Here is a 26,103-nt window from a genome sequence, read left to right as displayed (position 1 = left end):
ATAGACAAACGATCTACCTGAGCTGTCGATTTTCGAGCTGCCTGACCGACTTTATGCAACAGGGGCGCAACCTGCCCCTTTCGCATTCATTTCAGAGGAGTGTCGAACATGGCAGCCCGCCCCATTCCCGAAGGCCAGCACAGCATTACCCCGTATTTGGGCATCAAGGATGCCGCCAAGGCCATCGACTTCTACAAGCAAGCCTTCGGCGCGGTCGAAATGTTCCGCCTCGAAGGCCCGGACGGCCGCGTAGGGCACGCCGAGCTGAAGATCGGCGATTCGTCGCTGATGCTCGCCGACCCTTGCGACATGGCGGGCGGCCTGACCTCCAGCCAGTCACTCAGCGGTGTCGCCATTGGCCTGCACTTGTACGTGGAGGACTGTGACAAGGTCTACGCCCAGGCCATTGCCGCCGGGGCCACCCCGTTGCATGAGGTAAAGGACCAGTTCTACGGCGACCGCAGCGGCACGTTGAAAGACCCGTTCGGCAACATGTGGTTCGTCTCTACCCACAAAGAAGACCTCAGCCCCGACGAAATCCGCGCCCGCGCCGCCAAACTGTTCGCAGGCAACCAAGCGACTGGTTGAAAGCGGCGCGACTTTGCCTGAAGCTTGTGGCTCGTAGCTTGGAGCTGCTTCATGCGAATCATCGACAAAACCGCCGCGCAGGTACGTAGCCTGACCCCGGCCGAAGAGGAACTGCTGCAGGCATTCGCCACCGGCACCCTCATTGGCCCCGGCCTGTTACAGGCCAACCAGCTACTGATGAAGGTGCGCAGCGCCAACCAGTGGCTGGCCTGCGATTGCCGCAAGGACGCCCTGCCGGTGCTCAATGTCACCCTCAATGGCAACACCGGCACACTGTTTCTCAAGAACAACCCCGGCACCGCCGAGCATGCGCCCGGCTGCCCGTTCAGCAAAGACGAGCGTGAGGCCGCCGAACGCGAGCAAGACCCCGCCCCGCCCGCCGCCTGGCTGGCCCCTGACACGCCACTGCGCCTGCTCGGTGATTTTCGCAAGGCCAGCGAAAACAGTGGCGCTGCCCAGGATGGCAACGAACGCCGAGAGCAGCAGCGCCTGCTCTCGCTGCTGCTGACCTGGATCGAAACCAGCGGCCTGAACCTGTATGCCACGCACTTGAAAAAGGACCTCACCGCGCAGTTTGCCGAGTTGCGCAGTGTCGCCAGCCGTTACCCCCTGCTCGAACGCGTGCCCGCCAGCAACTACCTTGAAACCCGGCTGGACATGAAGCACATGATGATGCTCAAGGCCCGCCTGCGCGAAGCTACCGTATTCGGCAACCATCGCCGCCATGGCCTTTTGCTCGACTGCGTCGAGCAGATCAAGGGGCGCAAGCTGTTCAACAACCGCAGTGAGGATGGCTTCGACTTCCAGGGGCATCACCTGTACTGGGGTGGCAGCCGGGTGTCAGGGCCGCTGCTGGCGATGATCCTGTACTCGCCCACCAGCGCAGGCAGTCACTTCTACGAGCTGATCCACGTGGCCAGCGTGCCAGTGTTGTCGCGCGCTCACCTGTTCCCGGTTTACCGCGACGAGGAACGTGAACCGCTCAAGGCCTTGGTGTCGTTGATCGACTGGATGGCCAGCAAGGGGGTCAAGGTGCAGATGCGAAGGCCCGTGATCGGTGGCCAGGTGATGGATGAACTGGTGCTGACCTCCGACCAGGACCGCGTGCTGTCGGTATCGCTGCTGGAGCAGCCGGTCGGGCCGGAACCGGATGCCGAGAATTTCAAGCGGTACGCCGATTTCAAGAGCCTGGAGACATTCCGCAAGTTTGTGGCCGGGTTCTTCATGCGCGAGCGCTGAGCTAGCAGTCGAGGCGGGCCGGCCTATGGCCAGGATGTTGCTGGGCTGTTGCGATCGAGCGCGGCCCGCGCGGCGCTCGATCGCAACAGCGCCCGATCACCCAAGAAACAGCTTGTAAGCAGGATTCTCGGTCTCATCCCAGTACCGATAGCCCATCTCATCCAGCGCCAGCGGCAGCCCTGCCTGCTCATCCTCGGGCACCTCCAGCGCGGCAAACACCCGGGCTTCGGCCGCGCCGTGGTTGCGGTAATGGAACAGGCTGATGTTCCAGCGCTTGCCCAGCCGCTCCAGGAAGCCCAACAACGCTCCCGGACGCTCCGGGAACTCGAAGCGCAGCACCCGCTCATCGGCTCCCGGCGCCGCATGGCCACCCACGGTATGGCGCACATGCAGCTTGGCCAGCTCGTTGTCGGTCAGGTCGAGCACGCTGTAACCCTGCTCGGCGAGGTGTGCCAGCAGTTTCTCCCGGGGGTCGTGCAGCGGGTGCGTTTGCACCCCGACAAACAGGCGCGCTTCCTTGCCGGGGTAGTAGCGATAGTTGAACTCGGTGATCTGGCGCTTGCCCAGCGCCTGGCAGAAGGCCCGGAAGCTGCCTGGCTGCTCGGGGATGGTCACGGCAATGATCGCCTCGCGCTGCTCACCCAGCTCGGCACGTTCGGCCACATGGCGCAGGCGGTCGAAGTTGACGTTGGCACCGGAGTCGATCGCCACCAGCGTCTGCCCCCGTGCGCCTTCGCGGGCCACGTACTTCTTGATGCCAGCGACCGCCAGCGCGCCGGACGGCTCGGTGATCGAACGGGTATCGTCATAGATGTCCTTGATTGCCGCACACAGCTCATCGCTGCTGACGGTCACCACCTCATCGACGAAATGCCGGCACAGTTCAAAACAGTGCGCACCGACCTGGGCGACCGCCACGCCATCGGCGAAGGTACCTACCTGCGGCAGGATAACCCGCTCCCCCGCAACCATGGCGGCCTGCAGGCAATTGGAGTCTTCCGGCTCGACACCGATCACCTTGACCTCGGGGCGCAGGTACTTCACGTACGCGGCGATCCCTGCCACCAGGCCACCGCCCCCGACCGGCACGAAGATGGCATCCAGCGCACCCGGCTGCTGGCGGAGGATCTCCATGCCGACCGTGCCCTGCCCGGCGATCACGTCGGGGTCATCGTAAGGTGGCACGAAGGTAGCGCCTTCGCTGTCGGCCAGGGTCAGTGCATGGGCCAGGGCGTGGGGGAAGCTTTCACCGTGCAGCACCACATGCCCACCCCGCGAACGTACACCTTCGATTTTCAGCGAAGGCGTGGTGGTCGGCATGACGATGGTCGCCTTGATGCCCAGATGGGAGGCCGCCAGCGCCACACCCTGGGCGTGGTTGCCTGCCGATGCGGTGATCACCCCACGCTCGCGCTGAGCGGGGGTCAGGCGCGCCAGCCGGGTGTAGGCACCGCGGATCTTGAACGAGAACGTGGGCTGCAGGTCTTCGCGCTTGAGCAATACCTGGTTGCCCAGGCTGGCGGACAACGCCGGCGCCGCTTGCAATGGGGTCTCGATGGCCAGGTCGTACACCGGCGCAGACAAGATGCGCCGCACCTGCTCCGACAGCAGCTGCTGAGGGGTAAGCGGGGTACGGGGGCTGACGTTGAGGCTGGTCATCGGGTGCAACTCCTTGGCTGTTTTCACGTTGCCCAGGAGTCGAAGAGTAGAAACCCGCCTCCAGGGCGGGTTCGGTGCACGTACGCGCTAGCCCGCCAAACTGATAATGGCGGTAATAATAATGGCGTTCACATGCGGGAAAGTGTTCATGGGGTGGGAACTTATCCCGCTGTACCTTGGCGTGTCAACACTTGGCTTGCTGTGCCGAGAGCGGCACATCGAACACCTTGTCGAAACCCCACTGGAACACGAAGGCATAGACGAAGAAGAACACGAACAACGCCATGTTGGTGAGCAACGCTGCCCACAGGCTGACATCCAGCCAGTACGCCACCAGCGGCAGCAGGATCACCACCAGCCCGCCTTCGAAGCCCAAGGCATGCAGCAGCCGGCGCATGACGGTACGTTCACGCTGGTGCTGGCGCGCCTCCCAGCGCTCGAAAGCCCAGTTGAAGCCCATGTTCCAGCTCATCGCAATGCCCGACATCAACACTGACAGCACGGTCGACTGGGCCATGCCGGCACCGAACGCCAGTTCCAGTGCCGGCGCCACACAGGCCACGGCGATGGCTTCGTAGAGGATGGCCTGGACGATCTTGCGTGCCTTGCCTTGCATCTTCAGCTCCCTGTCGAAAAGGCCTACCACGTTACTAGAAGCCGCTGGCAAGCAAAAGCCTGAATACCTGGCCTGGCCACGCACAACCGTGCATTGGACAACCCGGCACCTGACTGCTTGTATCTACCCATTGCAAGTGGCACGAGGTCGTACACCTTCGTCCAGGGAATCGTACGAGGAACAACACGATGGCCAACACTGTCATGATGGTATTCGGTACCCGCCCAGAAGCGATCAAGATGGCCCCACTGGCCAGGGTCCTGCGTGAGTGGCCCGACATCGACCTGCACATCTGTTCCACCGGCCAGCACCGCGAGATGCTTGAACAAGTGCTGACCGCCTTTGGCCTGAGCGTCGATCAGGACCTCAAGGTAATGACCCAGAATCAGACCCTGAACGGCCTTGCCCGTGACCTGCTGGACTCGATCGACAAGGCTTACGAACGGGTCAGGCCAGAGATCGTGCTGGTCCATGGCGACACCACCACCAGCTTCATCGCCGGCCTTGCCGCCTTCCACCGGCACATCCCCATCGGCCACGTCGAGGCCGGGCTGCGCACCGGCAACCTGCAGCAACCCTGGCCTGAGGAAGCCAACCGGCGCCTGACCGGGGTGATCGCCGACCTGCACTTTGCGCCCACCACCAAGGCCCGCGACAACCTGCTGCGCGAAGGCGTGCCGCTGGAACAGATCGAGGTCACCGGCAACACCGTCATCGACGCCCTGCTGTGGATGCGCGAATACCTGATGGAAACCGCGTGGCAGCCCGCCGCTGACTCCTCCCTGCACAAACTGCACGACGATCAGCGCATGGTGCTGATCACCGGCCATCGTCGGGAAAACTTCGGCGCCGGTTTCGAACGTATCTGCCTGGCCCTGGCCGAACTGGCACTGCGCTACCCCGATGTGCAGTTCGTCTACCCCGTTCACCTCAACCCGCAAGTGCAGAAAGCGGTCTACGGCCTGCTCTCGGGGCGCGACAACATCCACCTCGTAGCCCCGCAGGACTATCAGCACTTCGTATGGCTGATGAACCGCGCCCACATCATCCTCACCGACTCCGGTGGCATCCAGGAAGAAGCCCCGGCACTGGGCAAGCCGGTGCTGGTGCTGCGCAAGGTCACCGAACGGCCGTCGGTGCTCGAAGGCGGTACGGTGAAGCTGGTCGGCACGCAGACCGAGCGCATCGTCAAGGAAACCAGCCAATTGCTGGACGATGGCCAGGCCTACGCGCGCATGGCCCGCGTATTCACCCCCTTCGGTGACGGCCACGCCAGCGAAATCATCGCCGAGCGCCTGAGCCGCTGGTTCGAGGAAAGCGTAACCAAACGGGATGACGCATGAGCCTGGCTTTCATCGATTTCGTTACTTACGTACTGTTTGGCCTCAAGATCCTGGCGATCATCCTCGCCGCACTGATGTTCCTGCTCGGCCTGGACGACCTGTTCATCGACCTGTGCTACTGGTGCCGCAAGCTGTTCCGCCATTTGCGTATCTATGACAAGAACGCCAGGGCGGACGAGAAGCGCCTGTTCGAGGTGCCGGAAAAACCCCTGGCGATCATGGTCCCGGCCTGGAACGAAGTGGGCGTGGTGGGTGAAATGGCGCGCCTGGCGGCCTCGACCATCGACTACGAGAACTACCAGATCTTTGTCGGCACCTACCCCAACGACCCACAGACCCAGGCCGACGTCGATGCCGTGTGCCTGCACTACCCCAACGTGCACAAGGTGGTCTGCGCCCGCCCCGGCCCCACCAGCAAGGCTGACTGCCTGAACAACATCATCGATGCCATCCTGCGCTTCCAGGACGACGCACGTATCGAGTTCGCAGGCTTCATCCTGCATGACGCCGAGGACGTTATCTCGCCCATGGAGCTGAGGCTGTTCAACTACCTGCTGCCCGCCAAGGACATGATCCAGATCCCGGTGTACCCCTATGCGCCGGAGTGGAAAGGCTTCACCGCCGGGCACTACGTGGACGAGTTCGCCGAGAACCACGGCAAGGACGTCATCGTCCGCGAAGCGCTGACCGGCCAGGTACCCAGTGCCGGTGTCGGCACCTGTTTCAGCCGCCGCGCCATCAGCGCCCTGCTCGAAGACGGTGACGGCATCGCCTTCGACGTGCAGAGCCTGACCGAGGATTACGACATCGGCTTTCGCCTGAAGCAAAAAGGCATGAAGTGCATTTTTGCCCGCTACTCGGTCACCGACCCTACACTGGCGCTCAAGTACCCATGGCGCCCCGGCATGAGCCGCGAGTTCGCCCAGGTGATCTGCGTGCGCGAGCACTTCCCGCGTGACTGGCAGCATGCCATCCGGCAAAAGTCCCGGTGGATCGTCGGCATCGTGTTCCAGGGCACCAGCAACCTGGGCTGGAGCCGAACAGGTGCGCTCAACTACTTCCTCTGGCGGGACCGCCGGGGCCTGTTCGCCTACCTGCTGGGCTTTTTGGTCAACCTGTTGCTGCTGGTGCTGCTGGCCATGTGGCTGGTTACGGTGATTGCGCCGCAGTCCTGGCGCTTCATGTCGATCCTCAGCGACAGCCAACTGCTGACCACACTGCTCTGGCTCAACGGCCTGATGCTGATCAACCGCCTGTTCCAGCGCGGCTGGTTCGTCACCCGCTATTACGGCATCGGCGAGGGGCTGCTGTCGGCCCCCCGGATGATGTGGAGCAACTTCGTCAACTTCTTTGCCAACCTGCGCGCCCTTCGCCAAGTGATGGAGATGGGCGATTCACGCCGAGTGGCCTGGGACAAGACCACCCACGAGTTCCCCGCCATCGCCTCACCGGCCCGCACTCCGCTGGGCCACCGCCTTGTCGCCAAAGGCTACATCAGCGAAGCGCAGCTCGAGCAGGCCATCACCAGCCCGGTGCGGCGGCGCCTGGGCCGCGAGCTGCTGCTGCGTGGCTGGCTGACCAGCGAACAGCTGGTGCAGACCCTGGCCGAGCAACTCGACCTGCCATGGGCACCGCTCAACCCGTTCAAACTCGACCCGCAACTGATCGCCCTGCTGCCGCGCCGGCTGGCTACGCACTACGGCGTGCTGCCGGTGGCCGAAGACGGCAATACGCTGGTGCTGGCCAGCGAGAGCCCGGTCAGCCAGGTCTCGCTGGGGGTGATCAGCCGCCAGCTCAAACGCCCGGTCAGCTGCCGCCTGGCACCCCAAGGCCGGGTGACCCTGGGCCTGCGCTACCACTACCCCAGCCCCTGGCAGACAGACCAGACCCGGCAGATGCTCGAAGTGCTCGAACGGCACCAGGACAACGCCGAACTGATCGAGCAGGTGAGTATCCACCAGGTCATGCTCGGTGCGTTGCTGCAGGTGCGCGGCATGGTCCCGGTGACCCTGTTCAACCAGGCCCTGATCGACTTCGATCCCGAGCAGCAGAGCCTTGGCGAACACCTGATCGCGCGCGGCATCATCACCGAGCTCGTGTTGCAGCAGGCGCTCGAAGAACAGGCCAGCGAACAGCAGGCCGCCTTTGACCTGATCAGGGAGGTGGCATGAAGCCGCGCGTTACCCTCACACTCACCGGCCTGTTGTTGTGCACCACCGCCCTGCCTGCCCTGGCCGCGCCCATGACCGATTTCCAGCGGTTCACCAGCTACCCGTTCATGGAGCGCGGTTACCGCGAAGCAAAAAAGGACAATTGGGCCGAAGTCGAGCGCCTGACCCGCCATGTACTCGGGCGGGTGCCGAACAACGACGAAGCGCGCGCGCTGCTGGTCGAGGCCCTGGCCCACCAGCGCCGCTACAAGGAAGCAGAAGCACTGGCCGAGCAGCTTGGCAGCGGCACGGAGCATGCCGACGCCCTGCTTGAACTGCGCCTGACCTGGATCGAGCAGGACCCACCCGCGGCCAGCCAGGTGGAGGGCTGGTTGGCCACAGCTGACGGCGCACACCGGGTACGCCTGTGGCAGGCCTACAGCCTGAGCCTGGCCAAATTCGGCGGCGCCGGCAGGGCCCTGGACTGGCTGAACCAATTGCCACCACGCGGCGATGGCCAGGTGCTGCGCCTGGCCAGGGCCAATTTCGCCGAACAGCTGCGCAACTGGAACGCCACCATCGATCAGCTGCAGCCTCTGGCCGACAAGGGGCAATTGCCGGTGGATGCCTGGCAGCGCCTGGCCAACGCCTACGTCCAGCAGGTCGATGAAAAAGGCCTGACCCGATTGCTGCAAAGCGCGCCTTCCCCCGAGATGGCCACCCAGACCCGGCTGGCCATGGCCAACCGCGCCATCGCAATGGGCTACAGCAAGCAGGCCCAGCGCTGGCTGCAAATGCTGCCCACCGAGCAGTTGCAACAGCCCGAACAGCGCCAGCAGCTCTGGGAGCTGGCCCGCGAAGGCAACGATGCGCCGCTGCTCAGGCGCCTGAGCAACGAGCTGCAGCGGCCCTGCCTGGAAACGGTCGACTGGCTTTCACGGCACGACCCGAACATTGCCCGAGAACAGTTCAAGGACTGCTCTGCAGGCGCCGAACCACGCGCCTACGCAATACTCAAGCAGCGCCTTTACGGCGACCCGGCAGCGCCGCCACAACCGCGCACCGCCGCCGGGTGGGAGCACCGTTACCGGCGCACGGGCGAGCTGGCCGCACTTGAGCAAGCGACCTTCCTGCTGGTGCGCCAAGGCCACGACGAGCGCGCCCGAACCTTGTTGGAACAGGCCTACGACCGGCGTCAAGGACGGCTGACACCCTCACTGCTGCAGCGCCTGGGCAATCTTTATGCTCGCCAGGACGGCCAGCTGGACAGCCGCAGAATGCTCAGCCTGATCCCCCAGGTGGATGCCAATAGCCGTGCCCAACTGCTCGGCCGCTTGGCCGAGGCCGGGCAATGCGACACCGTGCGCCAGGCCGTGCCGGCAAGCCCCAGCGAAGCCGGGCAATACCGTGCACTGGGGCGCTGCGCCATGCCTGAACAGCCGGGTGAAGCGGTGGTCTATTACCAGGCCGCCGAGCGCCTGGGCGACAGTGGCAACCGCCTGCCACTGGCCTATGCCCTGGAAGCTGCAGGTGACTCTGCCGCAGCCCTGCCCATTTGGCGCAGCCTGCCGGACAGCGCCTGGAACGACAACGCCCGCCTGACCGCCGCCGCCGGCGCGCTGAACGCGGGCGACCCGCAAGCCGCCCGCCGCTACTGGGACGCCGCTGCGCACACCCGCGCTGATGACTGGGCGCTGGGCGCCGCCATCGCCCAGCGCCAGGGTGACCTGCAGGCCGCCCTTGGCTTTCAGCGCCAGGCACTGGCACACAACCCGCGCGCCGACCACTACTACGCAGCCGCCAACACCGCACAACAGGCCGGCGACAGCGCCCAGAGCACTGCCTGGCTGGCCGAAGCGGTGCGCCTGGCCCCCAACCAGCCACGCTATCGCGCCGACTACGGCATGCGCCTGGCCAGCTCGCCAGACAAGACCGACCGCCGCCAGACGATCCCGTATCTGCAGCGCGCCACCCGCGATTTCCCCGAGGACTACCGCCTCGGCGAAACCCTGGTCGTGCGCTACGACGAAACCGAAGACAGCGCCTCGGCGCGCCGCGAGCTGCGCCGGGTGATCGATGTGGAGCAGGACCTTGTCGACGGCGATGATGAATACGGCAGCCTCGATGCCCGTAAATACCGCCAGCGGCGCGCCCACGAAACCTTGGCGCGGCGTGACACCGTGACACTGGCCAGCACCTGGTCGCCAGCCGGCATCTCGACCAACGACAGGTTCCTCGACGACGGCGTGCGCAGCGGCAGCTCGCGCCGGGCACAGTCGCAGAACGTGCAACTGGCCATGTGGGACCATGCCTTGGGCGAAGAGCCCAGCCGCAATGGCAGCACGCTGTCGGTGTACGGCCGCGTGCTGTTCGGCGGGCAAAGCCGTAGCGACTACGCGCAAAGCATGGGCACCGGTGTCGGCCTGCGTTACAAACCGATAGGCCAGGCCAACCTCAACCTGTACGCCGAGCTCTACCACCAACGGCAGATCGACACCGAGCACTACAGCGGGCTGAGCCTGGGTGAGCTGCTCAGCCCGGCCAAGGTCGGTGGCAACTGGGGTGACCTGCGCCACAACGCCGAGTCGAGCAACGACCTGCTGCTGCGCGCCACTGCCTCGTTTCTCGACCAAGGCGACTGGCGCAACGACTGGCGGGTAGACGAGGACGACTGGAACGAGCGTTTCCTCTACCTCGACGCGGCCTGGTGGACCCGTGCCGGTGACCATGCCTGGCTGTCCCGTTACCAGCAGGGCCATGCCTGGAAATTGCCCGGCACTTCGCCGCAAACCCTGATGCCCTATGGCTTCCTCGAGTTTTCCAGCCAGGACCCCAGCAACGACTGGCGCCAGGATGCCCGCGCCGGCGTGGGCGTGCGCTGGCAATGGTGGTTCGACGATGACCGCTACAACGCCTACCGCGGCTCGCTGAAAGTACGCGCCGAGTATCAGCAGTCGTTGGGTGGCAACCTTTACCAGCGCGCCAATGGTGTGCTGGTCGGCGCGGAGATGAACTTCTGATGCGTACCTTTCTGGCCATCTGCCTGTTTGCGTTGAGCCTGCCGGCCGTGGCCGACCAGCGCCTGTTCTATCAACCGCTGAACCGCGACGCCAGCGTCAGCCCCGCCCAATGGCAGCAACTGTGGCGTGCCACCGTGGCCCAGGGCGGCAAGACCGTGATCGTGCAGTGGAGCGCCTATGGCGACAGCGATTTCGGTGGTGCCCAAGGCTGGCTGGCCAACAGCTTGCGCGAGGCGCATGCCCAAGGCCTGCAGCTGGTGCTCGGGCTGTACATGGACCCGGCCTATTATCAGCGCATCGAAGCACTCGACGGTGATGGGCTGAGCAGCTACTGGAAAGCCCAGCTGGGCAGGTCCCTGAGCCAGTACCGGCAGGTGCGCCAGCACTGGCAAATAGAGGTGGCTGGCTGGTACCTGCCGATGGAGCTGGACGACCTGCACTTTCGCGACACGGCCCGTCGTCAGGCGCTGTACAGCCAGTTGCAGGCGTTCAGCCGGCAGTTGGACAAACCGCTGCACATCAGTGCCTTCAGTGCCGGCAAGCTGGCGCCGCGGGTCAACGGCGCCTGGCTGGACCAGCTCGCAGGCCTGGGCGTGAGCGTCTGGTGGCAGGACGGCGCTGGCACCGGGCGGCTGCCGGCGCTGGTGCGCCAAAGCTATGAACAGGCCTTGCCTTGCCGCGTGGGCGTGGTGCGTGAAGCATTTCGCCAGGTGAGTGGGCCGGGGCAGGCTTTCAAGGCGCAGGCTGCGCAACCGAAGCTGACCGGCGGATGCCATGCCGAGGCGGTGTTTGCCCTGCGCTACCGGCCTTGGGCTCGGGGTGTTCTGCAGCAGAACTGAGACTGCCTGCACCTGCCTCATCGCCGGCAAGCCGGCTCCCACAAGTACCCCGCTGCTCTCAAGCTCAGCGCAAACCCAGTGGGAGCCGGCTTGCCGGCGATCATCGGCGAAGCCGGTGCCATGGACTAACCTGCTGGCAAGCGAATCATGAACAGTGCACCACCCAAGGCCGACTGCGTCACCGTCAGCGAGCCACCCTGCCCCTCGATGGCTCGCCGGCTGATCGCCAACCCCAGGCCGAACCCGCCGGTATTGCGATCACGGCTGCGGTCCAAGCGGTAGAACGGCTGGAAGATGCGCTCACGCTCTTCGACCGGAATGCCGATACCGTCATCCTCTACCGTCAACAGGCAAGCACCGCTCTCTTCCAGACGCAAACGCAGCAGCAGGCTCTGATCGCAATAGCGCATGCCATTGCGCACCAGGTTCTGCACCGCGCGGGCCGTCAGGCGCGGGTCAAGCACGAAGCGCGGCAGAGAACCTTCGGCGCGTACCTCCCACTCAATGCCACGGCTGTCGAGCTCTTCGGCAAAGCCGCCGAGCACACTGTCGACCAGCTCAAGCAACGACACCTCGACCCGCTCACGGGCTTGGTCGGCGTTGTACAGCCGGCTGTAGGACAGCAGTTCGAGCACCAGTTCGTCCAGCTCGCGCACGTGCCCGACCAGCTCCAGCAGGCGCTTGCGGCTGGTGGACGGCACTTCGTCGAACAACAGCACCAGGCCGAAGTCCAGGCGAGTGAGCGGCGTGCGCAACTCATGGGACACGGCGTTGAGCAGCTCACGCTGCTGATTGACGTGGCGCTCCAGGTCGCCGGCCATGGTGTCGAAAACACCGGCCAGTTCACCGATGTTCGAATGCGGAGAAATGTGCGTACGCTCGGCCATCTGCCCCTGGCCCAGACGCCTGGCCGTTTCCTTGAGCCGCTCAAGGTCGCGCCAGTGCGGCCACACCCACAACAGCAGGCAGCCAAGCATGGCGGCGCCGATCAGCACAGTCACGCCCCAAGACAGCACGTTGATGTCCAGCGGGTCCGGTGGCGAGTGCAGGCTCACCAGCCAGCCCTCTTCCAGCGGCGCCAGCACCGTTTCGTAATAGCCCCACTCGCCGATGCGCACTGCGTACAGGCCATGCGCCAGACGCGCCTGCTCCGGCGCGCTCAAGCTGGCCTGATCGGTACGCAACAGGGTCACCTGCAGCGGCGCGAACGCCTCGGCCAGCTCCTGTTCCACCGCAGGCCATTGCTCGCGCGGGGCCTGGCGGAACTGGCGCACGATCAGTGACTGCACGCCTTTGGCCTGGTCCAGGTTGTAGGCCACGAAGCGGTCATGGAACAGGCCGACGATGGCGTCAGGAATCAACAGCAGCGCACCGGCGTAGGCGACGATGATCACCAGGTAAAGGCGCACCAGAATCTTCAGCATGTCGCTTCAGCACTCCCATTCGACGCGGCTGAACAGGTAACCCTTGCCCCACACGGTCTTGATCTTGCGCGCTTCGCCGGCACTGTCATCGAATTTGCGCCGCAGCTTGGAAATGGCCACATCCACCGAGCGGTCGGTGCCGTTGAACTCGATACCGCGCAGTTGCTGAAGGATGCGGTCACGGCTCAGCACTTCCCCGGCGTTGCGCGCCAGCACCACCAGCAGGTTGTATTCACCGCTGGACAGTTCCACCTCTTCGCCGCGCCAACAGACCAGGCGCTCGGCCAGGTCGATGCGCAAGCCACCGATCAGGATCTGCTCACTGTCCAGCCGCGGCTCATGGACGCTGCTGCGGCGCAGCAAGGTTCGCACCCGCGCCAGCAGCACCCGCGGCTCACACGGCTTGGTGACGTAGTCGTCGGCGCCCATCTCCAGTCCCAATACCTGGTCGTGGCTGTCGTCGCGGGCCGTCAGCATCAGGATCGGCAGGCTTTGGGATTCCTGGCGCAGCAGGCGGCACACCTGCAGGCCGTCGATACCCGGTAGCATCAGGTCAAGGATGACCAGGTCGGGTTTGTCTTGCCGGAACGCGTCCAGCACATGGTCGCCCCGGGCGATCACCCGCACATGGAAGTCGTTGCGTTGCAGATAGCTGGCGATCAATTCAGACAGGGCGCTGTCGTCTTCTACCAGAAGAATGTTTGGCATAGGGCTTGGTACGAGCAGAGGGAGGCCAATACAGGCATGTAGCGGCAAGAATATAGAATCCCCACGAGTGCAGGATTTTTCTTCACACTTTTTCACACACGTCCTACAGGTATTAACAGGCACCCGTGCCCTGCCTGCCTTAGCATACGGCCGGTCATCATCGGAAGATCCGTATGCCTATCATCCTTATCCATCGCCTGCGCCCCGTGGCGCTCGTGGCGCTTCTGGCCCTGTCCGTTGCCGGGTGCAACGACACCGAAGAGCAGGACGCCAAGCCCCCCGTACCCCAGGTCCGGGTAGAAACCCTGCAGCTCCAGCCCCTGGCCATCAGCACGGAACTCAGCGGGCGCCTTCTCGCCCCGCGTACCGCAGAGGTGCGCGCGCGGGTGGCGGGCGTGGTGCTCAAGCGGGTCTACCGCGAAGGCAGCGACGTCAAGCAAGGCGACGTGCTGTTCCTGATCGACCCGGCACCGTTCAAGGCCGACCACGATAGCGCCCGCGCCACACTGGCCAAGGCCCAGGCCAACCTGTACCAGGCCCGCTTGCAGGAGCAACGCTACCGCGAACTGGTCGACGACAAGGCCGTCAGCCGCCAGGAGTACGACAATGCCCGCGCGGCGTTCCTTCAGGCCGACGCCGAAGTGGCCGCTGCCAAGGCAGCGCTTGAACGGGCGCGCCTGAACCTGGGCTACGCCACGGTTACCGCACCGATCTCCGGGCGTATCGGCCGCGCCCTGGTCACCGAAGGCGCGCTGGTGGGGCAGAACGAGACCACGCCACTGGCGACCATCCAGCAACTGGACCCTATCCACGCCGACGTCACCCAGTCGACCCGCGAGCTCAACACCCTGCGCCGTGCGCTGCGTGCTGGCGAGTTGCAGCAGGCAGGCAATGGGGAGGCAAGCGCCACGTTGATCCAGGATGACGGCAGTGCCTACCCGTTGCCCGGCAAACTGCTGTTCTCGGACATCAGCGTGGACCCAAGCACCAACCAGATCACCCTGCGCAGCGAGTTCCCCAACCCTGACCTGGACCTGCTGCCCGGCAGCTACGTGCGCGTGCGCCTGGAGCAGGCCGTACAGCCCAAAGGCATCAGCGTACCGCAGCGCGCCATCCTGCGTGACAGCGCCGGGGTGCCGAAGGTGCTGGTGGTCGACGCGCAGGCACGCATCAGCGAGCGCCAGGTGGTACTGGGCAACGCCCAAAGCGACCGCTGGATCGTCAGTGAAGGCCTGGCCGCCGGCGAGCGTGTGGTCATCGAGGGCCTGCAACACGTCAAGGCCGGTGACCAGGTCCAGGTCGACACTGCCCAGGGCAGCCAACCCATCGCCCAGCACAACGGCCAGTGAGGGCCTGACCCATGCCGCAATTCTTCATCGACCGCCCGGTATTCGCCTGGGTGGTCGCGCTGTTCATCCTGCTGGCCGGCGCCCTGGCCATCCCGCAACTGCCGGTGGCCCAATACCCCAACGTAGCCCCGCCGCAGGTGGAAATCTATGCCGTGTACCCGGGGGCGTCCGCAGCCACCATGGACGAGAGCGTGGTCAGCCTGATCGAGCAGGAGCTCAACGGCGCCGACAACCTGCTGTACTTCGAGTCGCAGAGCAGCCTGGGCAGCGCCACCATTACCGCCACCTTCGAGCCGGGGACCCACCCGGACCTGGCCCAGGTCGACGTGCAGAACCGCCTCAAGGTGGTCGAGTCGCGCTTGCCGCGCCCGGTGACCCAACAGGGCCTGCAGGTGGAAAAAGTGTCCACCGGTTTTCTGCTGCTCGGCACCCTGACCTCTGAAGACGGCAGCCTCGATGAAACCGCTCTGTCGGACATCCTTGCCCGCAACGTGATGAACGAAATCCGCCGCCTCAAGGGCGTCGGCAAAGCCCAGCTGTACGGTTCCGAGCGTGCCATGCGGATCTGGATCGACCCGGGCAAGCTGATCGGTTTCAGCCTTACGCCCAACGATGTGGCCAACGCCATCGCCGCACAGAACGCCCAGGTGGCGCCCGGCAGCATCGGCGACCTGCCTGCCCGCAGCACCCAGGAAATCACCGCCAATGTGGTGGTCAAGGGCCAGCTGAGCACCCCGGAAGAATTTGCCGCCATTGTGCTGCGGGCCAACCCCGACGGCTCGACGGTGACCATCGGCGATGTGGCGCGGGTCGAGATCGGCGCCCAGGAATACCAGTACGGCACACGCCTGAACGGCAAGCCGGCCAGCGCCTTCAGCGTGCAGCTGGCGCCGGGCGCCAACGCCATGGAAACCGCCACCCTGGTACGGGCGAAGATGCAAGAGCTGTCGGTTTATTTCCCGGAGGGAGTCAAGTACGACATCCCCTATGACACATCACCGTTCGTCAAGGTCTCCATCCAGCAGGTCATCAGCACCCTGTTCGAAGCCATGCTGCTGGTGTTCGCCGTGATGTTCCTGTTCCTGCAGAACCTGCGCTATACGCTGATCCCGACCCTGGTGGTGCCGGTGGCGCTGATGGGTACCTTCGCCGTGATGCTGGCGCTGGGCTTCTCGGTCAACGTGCTGACACTGTTCGGCATGGTCCTGGCCATCGGCATCTTGGTCGACGATGCCATCGTGGTGGTGGAGAACGTCGAGCGGATCATGGCCGAGGAAGGCTTGCCGCCGAAGGAAGCAACGCGCAAGGCGATGGGCCAGATCAGCGGCGCCATCATCGGTATCACCCTGGTGCTGGTGGCGGTGTTCCTGCCCATGGCCTTCATGAAAGGCTCTGTCGGGGTGATCTACCAGCAGTTCTCGCTGTCTATGGCGGTTTCGATCCTGTTCTCGGCGTTTCTGGCCCTGAGCCTGACCCCTGCCCTGTGCGCCACCCTGCTCAAGCCGCTGGCCAAGGGCGAGCACCATGAGCGCAAGGGCTTCTTCGGCTGGTTCAACCGCAGTTTCGAACGCATGAGCAACGGCTATGAGCGCTGGGTGGTGCAGGCCCTCAAGCGCAGCGGCCGCTACCTGCTGGTGTATGGTGTGCTGCTGGCGGTGCTCGGCTACGGCTTCAGCCAGTTGCCCACGGCGTTCCTGCCCACTGAAGACCAGGGCTACACCATCACCGACATCCAGCTGCCACCAGGTGCCAGCCGCATGCGTACCGAGCAGGTAGCCGCACAGATCGAGGCGCACAATGCCCAGGAGCCCGGGGTGGGCAACACCACGGTGATCCTCGGTTTCAGCTTCTCCGGGAGCGGGCAGAATGCGGCGCTGACCTTCACCACCCTGAAGGACTGGTCCAAGCGTGGCGCCGACGACAGCGCCCAGTCGATTGCCGACCGCGCCAGCGCCGCATTTTCCCGGATCCGCGATGCGGTAGCGTTCTCTGTGCTGCCGCCGCCCATCGACGGGCTGGGGGAGTCCACCGGTTTCGAGTTCCGCCTGCAGGACCGGGGTGGCATGGGCCATGCCGCGCTGATGGCGGCGCGTGACGAACTGCTGGCCGGCGCCGGGAAAAGCAAAGTCTTGGTGAACGTGCGCGAAGCTTCGCTGGCCGAAAGCCCGCAGGTACAGCTGGAAATCGACCGCCGCCAAGCCAATGCATTGGGCATATCGTTCGCCGACATTGGCGCGGTGCTGGACACCGCCGTGGGCTCCAACTACGTCAACGACTTCCCCAACCAGGGCCGCATGCAGCGGGTGGTGGTGCAGGCCGAAGGCGACCAGCGCAGCCAGGTCGAGGACCTGCTGAAGATCCACGTGCGCAACAGCAGCGGCAAGATGGTGCCATTAGGCGCCTTCGTACAGGCCAAATGGGTCAGTGGCCCGGTGCAACTGACCCGCTACAACGGCTACCCGGCCGTGTCGATTTCTGGTGAGCCGGCGGCCGGCTATAGCTCGGGCGAGGCCATGGCCGAAGTCGAGCGTCTGGTCGCGCAATTGCCGGCCGGGGCCGGCCTGGAATGGACCGGCCTGTCGCTGCAGGAGCGCCTGTCCGGCAGCCAGGCACCGCTGTTGATGGCGCTGTCTCTGCTGGTGGTGTTCCTGTGCCTGGCGGCGCTGTACGAAAGCTGGTCGATCCCCACTGCAGTGCTGCTGGTGGTACCGCTCGGCGTGCTTGGCGCAGTGCTGGCGGTGACCCTGCGCGGCATGCCCAACGATGTGTTCTTCAAGGTCGGCCTGATCACCCTGATAGGCTTGTCGGCGAAGAACGCCATCCTCATCATCGAATTCGCCAAAAGCCTGGTGGAGCAGGGCGTGGATGCCGTCGACGCCGCCGTGCAGGCCGCCCGCCTGCGCCTGCGGCCGATCGTGATGACCTCGCTGGCATTCATCCTCGGCGTGGTGCCACTGGCCATCGCCACCGGCGCCAGTTCGGCGAGCCAGCAGGCGATTGGCACCGGGGTGATCGGCGGGATGCTCAGCGCCACATTGGCGGTGGTGTTCGTGCCGGTGTTTTTTGTGGTGGTGATGCGTTTAGGCCGAACTCGCCAAGAACCGGCCGAGGGCAAGTTGACAAACGTCGAGAATCTGTGAGGCCAGTGGGGCTGCATTGCCAGCCCCCTTTGCCCCCCTCCACTGGGCGGTGCAGGCGGCTATTGACTGTCCTGATCCTGTCCCATCACGGCGTCTTTCAACCCTTTACCAGGCTTGAATTTGACAACGGTGGCCTGCTTGATCTGGATCTCTTTACCCGTTCTTGGATCACGCCCCTTGCGCACTTGCCGTACATCGGTTGTGAAAGACCCAAATCCAACCAGCCTGACCTCCCTTTTCTTGACCAATGACTCGGTAATGGCTTCGATCAGCGCTTCGACAACATTGCCAGCCTCGACCTTGGTAAGGTCAGCCTTGAGTGCTACGTCCGCTATCAATTCACTTTTGTTCAAGTCTTTGCTCCTTGGCGTACCTGAATGGGCCTGTGCGTTGCCTGCCACTGATACCATTGAATGAAGATCGACCAATCAGCACAACTGGCAAAAATGCCAGGTCGCCGCTTACCGCCCAGCCTGGACAATTGCACTGCACCGTGGGAGGGTTCGCTGCCCTACGTTCAGGAACCGGCCCAATGACCAAACCCCTACCGCCCTTCACCACGTTGATCCTCGCCGGTGGCCGTGGCCAGCGCATGGGTGGCCGTGACAAGGGGCTGGTTCTCTGGCGCGGCGAGCCGCTGGTGGCGCATGTGCAGCGGGTGGTGCGGCCCCTTTGCGACGATGTGGTGATCTCCTGCAATCGCAACCACAACGTTTATCGTCCGTTCTCCGATCAGCTGGTCTGCGATGCAGAAGCGGACTTCCCAGGCCCGTTGGCTGGGGTGATTGCCGGCCTGACAGCGGCGAGGCATGCGTGGGTGGTGGTGCTGGCATGCGATGCACCGCTGATCGACCCCCACTTGATCGAAGATTTGCTGCAGTTGGCAGTGGCCAATGACAGTGCGGTCATGGCGCGTCAGGGTGGGTATTGGCAGCCGATGTTCAGCGTGCTGCCGCGCAGGCTGCTGCCGTTGCTCAGGCAGGCCTGGGCGGATGGAGAGAGGAGCCTGCAAAAGGCCCTGCTGCACGCGCCGGTCGAGGGGTTGGAATACCCCGTGGGTGACCCACGCTTGAGCAACTTCAATAGCCCAGATCTGCTGCAGGACTAGGCCAGGTCGCTTGAGCCGGCGATGCGCAAGCGACCTGGTTGCTATCTACACTGCGCACACGCCTCATTCACCATTGATCGTGTAAACCAGTTCCTCCTGGGGGGGCTCCAGAGTACGCGTGAACAGCGTTTCACCCCGATACACAAGCTGCACTTTCTCGGGCCGATCAGAAGTATCGAGATTGACATGGAATTTGTTCATCACATTCGCCTGCAGACGGATGCCGGGCAGATTGTAGCGCCGCACCCCAGCTACCGTGACTACCCAAAGCTGCCAGCCAGGGTTTGCGGATGCACCACTGTCATCCTCGTAGACGAAGCCGTAGGCACCATGCAAAGCGGGATAAATATAGTGTGGTAACTCACGCTGCGGGTCGTAGTAACCCACCAGCGTAGTGATGGGTACACCGAACTTTTGCGGCACGCGCTCAACACTCACATCCTCTGCATGGGTGTACTCACGCCAGGCTCCCCCCTCAGACATATACAGTTTCAGGGAGCCTTGGGAGAGCGGCAAAATCAGGCCATTGATATGAAGCTGCGTCTGGTACGTGGCCCCCTGATCAATGCTGATAACCCGGCGCTCGTTCAACTCAGAGGCAGGAGGCACGTGGATGGCAGGCCCCCAGTCCCCATCGCGCATCACGACATTGAGCACGGCGAAACCGGCCAACAGGCTCTGGAGGTTAGCCTGACTCAAGTCATTGTTTGGCACAGTGATTCGCGCCATGCTCGTGTCTAACAGGATCGTCTCTGTCCAGGTTGCCCCGTTCGAGCGATAGCTCTTGAAAAACCCTCGCCCGATGTTCAACGTCTGACCATTGATGGACAGTTGGCTATTGTAACCGGCGTCATGATTGAAGGTGATCACGCAGTTGGCATTGGAGGATGCAGCACGCGGAACTTCAATACGCGGCGCCCAGTTTCCATCCTCCATTTCTACCCTCACCACGGTATTGAGGTCGAACAAGGCCGACAGGGCAGCGTCGCTCAAGTCGTTGTTGGGAGCTGTTAGTTGGGGGCGTAAATCAACTCTGTGAGCGTAAGGTTCCATGCCTTGAGCAAGGGCACTCCAGCGGCGGAAGCCTGTCGCTGAATCAGACGCAAAAACTGCCTTTCCCTCAAAGAATTCCTGAGTGATTGCCGCGGTATGAGGCGTGTGCAACGTGAAACGGTTCAAATGGGACATCGGTGCGCCGCCCGCCATCGGGTCGAGACCGAAGGCATGGCCATGAAAAGGCGCCTGGCACTGATCCTCGACGCAGGTGGGTTCTTGCGTAATGTTCGCCCGGAAGTTGGGTATGAACTGACCAAGGCGCATGTCCCAGCCCCACGTCGCGTTCAAAGCCTGCGCGGGGCGATGTACGGAGCCGCCGAACCCGCCAGGGTAATGGCCCAGTCCGTAATTATGCCCAACCTCGTGACTGAACTCATTGCCCAGTGAGTCATCCAGCGTGACGATGCCTCCCCCTCCCGACCCGCCGTGCACCTGAATACCATTCACGTATCTCCCTTGGCTATTGTGTGCGGTGAGCTGTGCTGCAACATAGGGGCTCTGCTCGCCCTCCCCGGGCGTACTGTGGAGCCCATAGTTAGCGTTATTGATGCCTAGAGATATCAGCTCCTTACCGATCCTTTGTCGCATTGTGCCGCTATGCCAACCACCCTCGCTTGGGTCAAAGTCAGTCAATAATTGCCCATCTGGCAACATGACTTCCGGCAAGTGCAGAGATTGATAGTTGCTTACGATCATCCGGGCCACGGGAATGGTTTGGAAATATTCAGTGTGGGCATCCGGTTCGTTTGCAAACGCGTACTCGTCACGTGGCGGCGTGAGCATGCCAATATCGATGGTATGAATCAGCAACTCAGTACGCCCGCCCACCGCTACGCTGCCCAGTGTCCCAAGCAGATCTCCAGCGCTGAAACGCATTGATGTACCGGGGTTCAACCATGCGCCTGGAATTTCGATACTCCAGGTATTTTCCGAATAGACCAGCATTCGATTTGCCCATTCGTGATCACTGATCCATTGCCCAGCAGCGAAGATGAATTGGCATTCTTCCCCTTTGGAGACAACGACTGAGCGACCGCTATAGAACACAGTCGAACTGTAGCCAGCCGCTGAGTTGAAGCTCACCCGCTGCCCGCAAACCACTTCTTGTGTGGGTAAATAAATATCACTCACCCAACTCCCATCGCCCGTCTGAATCACCACCCAATCGTGCGACCTCAACGTTGCCTTCAAATAAGTAGCTGCGGGATCATCAAGGCGATCCAACTCGCTGCTGCTATTGATGACATAGGGGTCCTCTGGCGGGAGGGAAAAGTCAAGATCACCCGCATCGCTTGCGACACTGTACACCGTCTCAGGTAAATCATAGGGGCTGTTCATTTGCAGCACCCCTGATAAACGGCCGTCTCTATCGACAACGCTGACCTCAAGGCTTTCAATCCGGTCTTTCAATGCTCCTAACGGTTTTACCAAGAGCAATGCTGTGCGCCCTGCCACCAGATGGGGCTGCTCGTCCCCGACACTGGGCGTCACAGGAACAATCTGACTCTGAGCAAACTTTACATGGGCTGCCAATGAGCCCTGCAAATGATTGGTGTTGCCGCAGGTATCAAAAACCACGCTGGCTTTATAAATCACCACCCCGCCATCAGGCCTGCTCTCCAGATAAAACCTCTGGGCTCTGTCCTTCTGCGCATGGGCTTTGGCTGCTGCCCCTGCATCCGTCATTTCGAGTACGGCGGGATAGTTCATTGAATGCAGCGTGTACGTACCATCGTCGTATGCTTGCAACTCAAAGCTTTGCCATGCATTCCCACCATAGGGCGACACCCAGACGTCGTCCTCCGACATCGTGAGTGCTGCGTCATACCGCAGAGCACGGATACCTATTGATCCATCGTTCTGCGGCACCACCCGGAAATGTTGAGAAATATCTCCTGTGTAAGGTTCTACATAAAGGCAGTCATCCCGCATCGTCAGAGCCAGTACTGTTTCCATGTAACCCCCTTCAGCGTGTCATTTATTCAACTATGGGCGCCCTTTGCTGTTGGCCGATACTGGCAAAATTGCCAGGCTGTGGTGCGCAATACAGGCCCTCTGCGCAGCTGACTTTCGCCCCACACCCTCTAGCCCCACGTCCCCCAACCCTGGGGAACAGCACCCAAACAACACGTTTCAAACAACGACGCGCGAAGTACCGCACCCCTTGCGCTATAAACCCTGCAGCACCATTTCGCGCACTTGGCACGGCTGTTGCCGATGTCCTCCCAGACGCCCCAAGTCCATGGGCCCGTTTGCAGGAGGAATGACTCATGCACCGACCGATACCCACACCGCTGGCCGTGGCGATTTTCGCCAGCATGCTCCAGCTCCCGGCACAGGCAGCGCTGTATGCCGTCGACACCGGTCCCTATAACCCCGCCAATGGCAACTTCGCCGCCTGGTACCAGGACACGCACGGGCGAACCCTTGACCTGTGCCTGACCAAAACCGTCAGCTCACGTGTTGCTGGCGCCCCGGGGGCACCGGCGTACATGTGTACGCTGCTGCCCACGCCTGGCGTATTCGACGACACACAACCCATCGTTTTCCCCAGCAACTTCCCTGACGAAGCCTTCTGGTTCACCGCCGACGCCGCCATCGTCGATGCCGCCCGCGGCATCGACCTGAGTTACGGCACGGCCATCGAAGCGGCGTTCGCCGCTGAGGAACCCGTCGAAGGCGATCAGGTCAGCTTCGCCCGGGTCCGTATCCGCGTCGATGTGCCGACCGCCGGCACCTACATCGTCACGCACCCCTACGGCGTCGACGTGTTCGACGTGCCCGCCGCCGGTGATCGGGCGATCAACATGACCCGCGATATCGGCATCGCCGGCGCCGGTGACTTCAGCGGCGCGCTCAAAGGTGACGTGGGGCCGTTCCTGCGCAGCGTCAACGGCCCCTACACCGAGGGCAGCGAGCGCTTCATCGGCGACCCGAACCTGGAAGAGCCTGTCACCGGCAGCCCGTACAACACCAACTACGTGCGTATCGAGGGCCCCGGTGGCATCGACCTGCGCACCGAGCTGTTCTCGATCTCCGGCAAGCTCTCCGACGTTGCCCGGCCAACCCCGTTGATGCCACTGCGCAGTACCTATTCGCGGCACACCGAGGACGGCGACCTGCGTGCCCAGCAGGACGTCTTCGTGATGGCCCCGCCGCCTCCGGCCACCGTCACCCTGACCAGCCAGACGCCAAACCTGAGCCTGACCGAAGCCAACAGTACCGGCGCCTGGTATGCCCAGTCAGTCCTCAACCCGCTGTTGCCGGCCTCGTTGACATTGACCGCTGACAACAGTGTGGCGATCCCCACCAGCAGCCTGGCCACCGTCAACCTGCCGTTGACCGACCTGGTGACCATCACCCGTGCCGAATTCAGCCTGGCCAGCGGCCAGTTGACCCTGGTGGCAAGCACCAGTGACGAGACCAGCCCACCGGTCCTCACCGCCCACACCGGCAACGGTGCGCTGATCGGCGACCTCGCTGGCAGCGGTGCGGTGAAAACGTTGAGCACCTCCCTGTCGCCCATCCCGCCGGCCAAGGTGCAGGTCACCAGTGCCAATGGCGGTAGCGACAGCGAAGACGTGGTGCTGGTGCCATGAACAGACAAAGGCTCCGCCTTCAAGGAGGCAGCATGAACACTTGGCAACGCCGTGCGCTGTTGGCCGCCGGTTTCTCCCTCACTGTGACCAGCGCGGCCTGGGCCGCACTGTCGGAGGTCGATCCGGGCCCCTACACCTTTGCCACCGGTGGATACCCGATGTGGTACAAGGACACCGACAACCTGTCCCTGGAGCTGTGCCAGTCGCGCGCTACCAGCACCCGGTTCCCTGGTGCGCCGGGCGCACCGGCTTACATGTGCACCCTGCTGCCTGAGCCGGGTGTCTATGACGACGCCTTACCGTTGGTGTTCCCAGACAACTGGCCGCCAGAGATGTTCTGGTTCCTGGCAGAAACCGAAATCCCCGAAGTGGGCAACAGTGGTTATGAACTGGAAGTCTACGTAGCAGGCATAGAAGCCGCTTTCGCCGCAGAAAACCCGGTAGACGGTGACCAGCAAAGCTTTGCCCGCATCCGTATCCGCGCCTCGGTACCGACGACCGGCACCTATGTCATCACCCACCCTTACGGTGTAGAAACGGTCAACGTGACCGCAGCCGGTCGGCGGGCGATCAACGTCACCCGCGACATCGGCATCGGCGCCCCGGGCGACTTCAGCGGAGCGCTCAACGGCAACATCGGGCCGTGGCTGCGCGGGGTCGGTGGCCCCTATACCGAAGTCAACCCGGACACGGGAGCCAGCGAAACCTTCATCGGCGATCCGAACCTCACCGAAGCGGTGACCGGTAGCCCGTTCAATACCAACTTCGTGCGCATCGAAGGGCCAGCCGGGGCCATCCAGACCAATGTGTTCACGGTGTCGGGCAAGGTGCTTGACCAGCGTGCGCAAACGCCGGTAACCCTGGAGCGCGCCACCTACTCGCGCAACGGCGCCGGCACCCGGGTCGAAGTCTTCGCCAAGGCGCCGAACGATGCTGATGTATGCATGCGCAATGGCCTGGCCCTGGTCGGGACTCCACCCTCGCCCTGCCAGTTCAGCCTGCTTGCGGATAACAACGGGCTGTTCTTCACCCAGCAGTTGAGCCAGACCGCGCCGCCGCCGGTAGTGGTGGTCACCGGCAGCACGGCTACCGGCGGCACCCGCCCTACTTCACTGTCGAGCAAGCTGACAGATGTGGTGAAAGTGGACACTGCCCGCTACGACTGGACCAACAAGCGCCTGGTGATCGAAGCACGCTCCAGCGACGAGGTGGTAGTCCCCGACCTGGTTGCCCAAGGCTACGGCCGCCTGTCCAAATCCGGCACCCTGCAGAGCCTGACCGTCAACGACCTCAGCCAGCCGCCAGCCACTGTCACCATCAAGTCCGCCCATGGCGGCAGCGATGAGGAGCCGGTGATCGTGGTCGGCAACGCACCGATCGAAGCCGAAAACCAGGCGCCGCTGGCCCAGGCCGATTCCGGCAGTACCAGCGTCGGTGTACCGCTGACCCTCAACCTGTTGCAGAACGACAGCGATCCGGACGGTGACGTACCGCTGACCATCAGCGACCTGACCCAACCGGGTACCGGCCTTGGCGGTGTTGTGCTAAACGGCACCACGTCGGTCACCTACACCCCGCCAGCCGGCGCCACACAACCCCTGGTCGCCACCTTCAGCTATCAGGCGGTGGACGCCAAGGGCCTGAAGTCCACACCGGCCACCGTGACCGTGAACGTTGCACCGAACCAGCCGCCAACCGTGGCAGCCCAGACCGTCGCGACACTGGGCGTACCCCTGAGCATCAACGTACTGGCAGGCGCCGCCGACCCGGAAGGCAACGCACCACTGGTGGTCGACAACGTCACGCAACCCGCTGCCGGCCGCGGTACGGTCAGCACCGACGGCAGCACGGTGACCTACACGCCACCGGCGACGGTCACCACAGCGTTCACCACCACCTTCACCTTCCAGGTGCGTGACTCGCTCGGTTCGCTTTCCAACCCCGGCACCATCACCGTCAACGTGTCGCCACGCCCGGCCGCAGAAACCTTTGCGGTCACCGCGGCAACGGTCACGGCGCGCTCCAATAACCGTTTCAACTGGGACATCAGCGGCACCTCGTCGGTCACCACCGGCAACACCGTCACCGTGCGCGTGACCACCACCACGGGTGAGCAGACCCTCGGCACCGTCACGGTACCGATAACCGGACGCTGGCGCCTGGCAGTGGGCAACAGCACCACGATGATCCCGACTGCCGCGCCTACGGCAACCGTAACCAGCAGCCAAGGCACCACACGCACCATCAACGTCGTTGTGCGCTAAG

At 63.5% G+C, this 26,103-nt stretch carries 17 protein-coding genes; 11 read left to right on the top strand and 6 right to left on the bottom strand.

The window, feature by feature from the left end; translation table 11 throughout:
* Positions 1-108: 108 nt before the first annotated feature.
* Together NGJ21_RS20050 and NGJ21_RS20045 are read left to right on the top strand one after the other, a co-directional pair.
* A complete protein-coding gene (locus NGJ21_RS20050) occupies positions 109-588 on the top strand; it encodes a VOC family protein (protein WP_046785979.1) in 480 nt (159 codons plus the stop codon).
* A gap of 51 nt (positions 589-639) precedes the next feature.
* Positions 640-1,827 carry a DUF8534 domain-containing protein gene (locus NGJ21_RS20045; RefSeq protein WP_115274606.1) on the top strand — a complete coding sequence of 396 codons (1,188 nt, stop codon included), beginning with the start codon at positions 640-642 and terminating at the stop codon, positions 1,825-1,827.
* A gap of 96 nt (positions 1,828-1,923) precedes the next feature.
* Here NGJ21_RS20045 and ilvA read toward each other — a convergent pair whose 3' ends face one another.
* Both ilvA and NGJ21_RS20035 read right to left on the bottom strand, forming a co-directional pair.
* Positions 1,924-3,486: a threonine ammonia-lyase, biosynthetic gene (gene ilvA, locus NGJ21_RS20040; protein WP_080952106.1), complete on the bottom strand. Its 1,563-nt coding sequence runs from the start codon at positions 3,484-3,486 to the stop codon at positions 1,924-1,926.
* Positions 3,487-3,670: 184 nt separating this feature from the next.
* Positions 3,671-4,102: a PACE efflux transporter gene (locus NGJ21_RS20035; RefSeq protein ID WP_174141912.1), complete on the bottom strand. Its 432-nt coding sequence runs from the start codon at positions 4,100-4,102 to the stop codon at positions 3,671-3,673.
* A gap of 188 nt (positions 4,103-4,290) precedes the next feature.
* Here NGJ21_RS20035 and wecB point away from each other — a divergent pair, with 188 nt between their 5' ends.
* From wecB to NGJ21_RS20015, 4 genes are read left to right on the top strand one after another with little or no spacing between them, the layout of a single operon-like run.
* Entirely contained in the window at positions 4,291-5,445 is a 1,155-nt protein-coding gene (wecB, locus tag NGJ21_RS20030) for a non-hydrolyzing UDP-N-acetylglucosamine 2-epimerase (RefSeq protein WP_174141911.1), read from the top strand.
* Entirely contained in the window at positions 5,442-7,616 is a 2,175-nt protein-coding gene (gene nfrB, locus NGJ21_RS20025; protein ID WP_251962563.1) for a cyclic di-3',5'-guanylate-activated glycosyltransferase NfrB, read from the top strand. Before wecB ends, nfrB begins: the two co-directional genes overlap by 4 nt.
* Positions 7,613-10,615, top strand: coding sequence for a phage receptor (locus tag NGJ21_RS20020; protein ID WP_251962562.1), 3,003 nt, complete (start codon positions 7,613-7,615; stop codon positions 10,613-10,615). Before nfrB ends, NGJ21_RS20020 begins: the two co-directional genes overlap by 4 nt.
* Complete coding sequence (locus NGJ21_RS20015; RefSeq protein ID WP_174141908.1) at positions 10,615-11,454, top strand: DUF4434 family protein; 840 nt, start codon at positions 10,615-10,617, stop codon at positions 11,452-11,454. The genes NGJ21_RS20020 and NGJ21_RS20015 overlap by 1 nt, the downstream gene beginning before the upstream one ends.
* A gap of 125 nt (positions 11,455-11,579) precedes the next feature.
* Here NGJ21_RS20015 and NGJ21_RS20010 read toward each other — a convergent pair whose 3' ends face one another.
* Together NGJ21_RS20010 and NGJ21_RS20005 are read right to left on the bottom strand one after the other, a co-directional pair.
* The gene (locus tag NGJ21_RS20010; protein ID WP_174141907.1) at positions 11,580-12,878 is read right to left on the bottom strand and encodes an ATP-binding protein; all 1,299 of its coding nucleotides are present in this window, start codon (positions 12,876-12,878) and stop codon (positions 11,580-11,582) included.
* Between the two features lie 6 nt (positions 12,879-12,884).
* Entirely contained in the window at positions 12,885-13,586 is a 702-nt protein-coding gene (locus tag NGJ21_RS20005; protein WP_039601547.1) for a response regulator, read from the bottom strand.
* Positions 13,587-13,759: 173 nt separating this feature from the next.
* Between NGJ21_RS20005 and NGJ21_RS20000 the strand changes: the two genes are divergently transcribed.
* Positions 13,760-14,935 carry an efflux RND transporter periplasmic adaptor subunit gene (locus NGJ21_RS20000; RefSeq protein WP_046785972.1) on the top strand — a complete coding sequence of 392 codons (1,176 nt, stop codon included), beginning with the start codon at positions 13,760-13,762 and terminating at the stop codon, positions 14,933-14,935.
* Positions 14,936-14,946: 11 nt separating this feature from the next.
* On the top strand, positions 14,947-18,075 hold the full coding sequence (locus tag NGJ21_RS19995; RefSeq protein WP_251962561.1) for a multidrug efflux RND transporter permease subunit: 3,129 nt from the start codon (positions 14,947-14,949) through the stop codon (positions 18,073-18,075).
* 59 nt (positions 18,076-18,134) lie between these two features.
* Here the strand turns inward: NGJ21_RS19995 and NGJ21_RS19990 are convergent, their stop codons facing one another.
* Positions 18,135-18,485, bottom strand: coding sequence for an HU family DNA-binding protein (locus NGJ21_RS19990; protein WP_115274596.1), 351 nt, complete (start codon positions 18,483-18,485; stop codon positions 18,135-18,137).
* Between the two features lie 122 nt (positions 18,486-18,607).
* On the opposite strand from NGJ21_RS19990, the gene mobA reads away from it, so the two are divergent.
* Positions 18,608-19,183 carry a molybdenum cofactor guanylyltransferase MobA gene (mobA, locus tag NGJ21_RS19985; protein WP_115274595.1) on the top strand — a complete coding sequence of 192 codons (576 nt, stop codon included), beginning with the start codon at positions 18,608-18,610 and terminating at the stop codon, positions 19,181-19,183.
* A 63-nt stretch (positions 19,184-19,246) separates the two neighbouring features.
* On the opposite strand, the gene NGJ21_RS19980 is transcribed toward mobA, so the two are convergent.
* Complete coding sequence (locus tag NGJ21_RS19980) at positions 19,247-22,195, bottom strand: M66 family metalloprotease (protein WP_251962560.1); 2,949 nt, start codon at positions 22,193-22,195, stop codon at positions 19,247-19,249.
* 314 nt (positions 22,196-22,509) lie between these two features.
* On the opposite strand from NGJ21_RS19980, the gene NGJ21_RS19975 reads away from it, so the two are divergent.
* Positions 22,510-23,838 (top strand): hypothetical protein, encoded by a 1,329-nt coding sequence (locus tag NGJ21_RS19975; protein ID WP_115274593.1) that lies wholly within the window; start codon positions 22,510-22,512, stop codon positions 23,836-23,838.
* Positions 23,839-23,870: 32 nt separating this feature from the next.
* Entirely contained in the window at positions 23,871-26,102 is a 2,232-nt protein-coding gene (locus tag NGJ21_RS19970; RefSeq protein WP_237858623.1) for an Ig-like domain-containing protein, read from the top strand.
* Position 26,103: the final 1 nt, after the last annotated feature.

It is taken from the genome of Pseudomonas sp. Marseille-Q5299 (genome assembly GCF_943737035.1).
Lineage (GTDB): Bacteria > Pseudomonadota > Gammaproteobacteria > Pseudomonadales > Pseudomonadaceae > Aquipseudomonas > Aquipseudomonas putida_E.
This window is presented reverse-complemented; position numbering and strand designations above follow the sequence as displayed.

What these genes read in the sequence shown, in the direction of transcription:
- NGJ21_RS20050 (WP_046785979.1), top strand. Translation starts at nt 109, where the DNA reads ATGGCAGCCCGCCCCATTCCCGAAGGCCAGCACAGCATTACCCCGTAT.
- NGJ21_RS20045 (WP_115274606.1), top strand. Translation starts at nt 640, where the DNA reads ATGCGAATCATCGACAAAACCGCCGCGCAGGTACGTAGCCTGACCCCG.
- ilvA (WP_080952106.1), bottom strand. Translation starts at nt 3,486, where the DNA reads ATGACCAGCCTCAACGTCAGCCCCCGTACCCCGCTTACCCCTCAGCAG.
- NGJ21_RS20035 (WP_174141912.1), bottom strand. Translation starts at nt 4,102, where the DNA reads ATGCAAGGCAAGGCACGCAAGATCGTCCAGGCCATCCTCTACGAAGCC.
- wecB (WP_174141911.1), top strand. Translation starts at nt 4,291, where the DNA reads ATGGCCAACACTGTCATGATGGTATTCGGTACCCGCCCAGAAGCGATC.
- nfrB (WP_251962563.1), top strand. Translation starts at nt 5,442, where the DNA reads ATGAGCCTGGCTTTCATCGATTTCGTTACTTACGTACTGTTTGGCCTC.
- NGJ21_RS20020 (WP_251962562.1), top strand. Translation starts at nt 7,613, where the DNA reads ATGAAGCCGCGCGTTACCCTCACACTCACCGGCCTGTTGTTGTGCACC.
- NGJ21_RS20015 (WP_174141908.1), top strand. Translation starts at nt 10,615, where the DNA reads ATGCGTACCTTTCTGGCCATCTGCCTGTTTGCGTTGAGCCTGCCGGCC.
- NGJ21_RS20010 (WP_174141907.1), bottom strand. Translation starts at nt 12,878, where the DNA reads ATGCTGAAGATTCTGGTGCGCCTTTACCTGGTGATCATCGTCGCCTAC.
- NGJ21_RS20005 (WP_039601547.1), bottom strand. Translation starts at nt 13,586, where the DNA reads ATGCCAAACATTCTTCTGGTAGAAGACGACAGCGCCCTGTCTGAATTG.
- NGJ21_RS20000 (WP_046785972.1), top strand. Translation starts at nt 13,760, where the DNA reads ATGCCTATCATCCTTATCCATCGCCTGCGCCCCGTGGCGCTCGTGGCG.
- NGJ21_RS19995 (WP_251962561.1), top strand. Translation starts at nt 14,947, where the DNA reads ATGCCGCAATTCTTCATCGACCGCCCGGTATTCGCCTGGGTGGTCGCG.
- NGJ21_RS19990 (WP_115274596.1), bottom strand. Translation starts at nt 18,485, where the DNA reads ATGGTATCAGTGGCAGGCAACGCACAGGCCCATTCAGGTACGCCAAGG.
- mobA (WP_115274595.1), top strand. Translation starts at nt 18,608, where the DNA reads ATGACCAAACCCCTACCGCCCTTCACCACGTTGATCCTCGCCGGTGGC.
- NGJ21_RS19980 (WP_251962560.1), bottom strand. Translation starts at nt 22,195, where the DNA reads ATGGAAACAGTACTGGCTCTGACGATGCGGGATGACTGCCTTTATGTA.
- NGJ21_RS19975 (WP_115274593.1), top strand. Translation starts at nt 22,510, where the DNA reads ATGCACCGACCGATACCCACACCGCTGGCCGTGGCGATTTTCGCCAGC.
- NGJ21_RS19970 (WP_237858623.1), top strand. Translation starts at nt 23,871, where the DNA reads ATGAACACTTGGCAACGCCGTGCGCTGTTGGCCGCCGGTTTCTCCCTC.